The organism is Staphylococcus sp. GDY8P131P (assembly GCF_017891975.1).
In the GTDB taxonomy this organism is placed as follows: Bacteria; Bacillota; Bacilli; order Staphylococcales; family Staphylococcaceae; genus Staphylococcus; species Staphylococcus nepalensis.
The window spans coordinates 1-1586 of the sequence record NZ_JAESKF010000040.1 but is presented as its reverse complement, the minus strand read 5'-3'; the positions used below and the strand labels follow the sequence as shown (position 1 = coordinate 1586).

General features: G+C 29.1%; 1 protein-coding gene. It reads left to right on the top strand.

The genetic code is table 11. From position 1 onward, the window contains the following. The first annotated feature begins 249 nt into the window (after nucleotides 1-249). Nucleotides 250-1143 (top strand): LysR family transcriptional regulator, encoded by an 894-nt coding sequence (locus tag KA894_RS14490; RefSeq protein ID WP_115341816.1) that lies wholly within the window; start codon nucleotides 250-252, stop codon nucleotides 1141-1143. Nucleotides 1144-1586 lie beyond the last annotated feature (443 nt).

Here is a 1586-nt window from a genome sequence, read left to right as displayed (position 1 = left end):
CACAATGGGTAACTGCTTAATTTATTCAGTATTAATTTAAAAGTAACAGTTTAATATAATGAGGAGCGAAATAGAAATCATTTCACGCATATATGATTTTTGTTTCGCTCTTTTTTTGTTTTGTATTACTATCAACAGCTTGTTGTGTTTTCTCTATCAAATATTGTTGTTGGCAACCCATGATTATCTATTTAGGATGTTAATGGTAGACTATATATGAAGCGTATATTTTAAGTAAGGAGGTTGTATATGGAATTACGAACACTGATGTATTTTACTGTTATCGCTAAAGAAGGGAGTATGACGCATGCATCTAATGCCTTACATATTACACAACCCACGCTTTCAAGACAGATGAAAGCTTTAGAGGAAGAATTGGGTGTAAAACTTTTTACTAGAAGTAATTACAATATACAATTAACTGAAGCAGGAACACTTCTTAAAAAAAGGGCAGACGAAATATTAAGTATGTCTCAAAAAGTACAAGACGAATTTAAAGTCTTAGATAGTAAGGTGAAAGGTGATGTATTTATTGGTTGTGGTGAAACTAAAGGTATGTCATTTATTTCTAAAATTATTAAAGATATTCAATTAGATTACCCGGATGTTCATTTTCATATTTACAGTGGTAATTTTGATGATGTTACTGAAAAGTTGGATAAAGGGTTATTAGATTTTGGTATTTTAATTCAACCTGCAAATTTAAATAAATATAAAGCAGTTCATTTACCAAGTTCAGATATTTGGGGGTTAATTGCTAAAAGAAGTAGTGAATTAGCCCAAAAATCTTATGTTACTAGGGAAGATTTGGTAAACTTGCCGTTAATTTGTTCAAGACAAGCCATAGATGAAACACATGCATCCAATGAATTTACAGGTTGGTTTGGCCATTTATTTTCTGATTTAAATATCGTAGCCACTTTTAATTTAGCTTATAATGCCGGGTTATTAGTGAAGGAAAATGTAGGTTACGCTGTGACAATAGACAGTATCATTGATGTTTCTAAAGAAAATGGTCTTTGCTTTATTCCTTTATCTCCAAAATTAGAAGCAAAACATAATATTATCTGGAGGAAAAACCACACATTTTCTAAAGCTTCCGAATTATTTTTAGAAAAATTATTAGAAAAAACCAATGCATAAACGAAAATAACTTTATAAATGATGGGTTGAAAAATGATTTATAAAAAAATCGAGCAATTGAATGCTAAGTTAAATGTGACAGATTTTGAATAAAAAGTATTTTTGTTACAAAGTTATTACAATTAAATATAAATTATAAATAACCTTAGGGCGATTGTGATCATGTTCTAAGGTTTTTTAAGTTCTGTAATAATTATATTCTATGTCATTAGGGCGTAAAAATTCTAGGTGTTTTTTTAACTTCACTGTAACCCACAAGCATTTTATAGATGTTACAGTGGGAACTAGCAAATTTGAGAAAAGTAATTTTGCAAAAAACGAAAAAACAAATTAATCAATTAAAAGTATATCTGTTAGGAGGATTTATTAATAATTAAAAAATAAGTATTATCATGAAAATTAGGAGGAGGATTAGGTGTAACAGGAATCGCGGATGGAAATTC

Bases quoted from the DNA above. Each gene is read 5' to 3' on its own strand.
- KA894_RS14490 (WP_115341816.1), top strand. From the start codon at position 250: ATGGAATTACGAACACTGATGTATTTTACTGTTATCGCTAAAGAAGGG.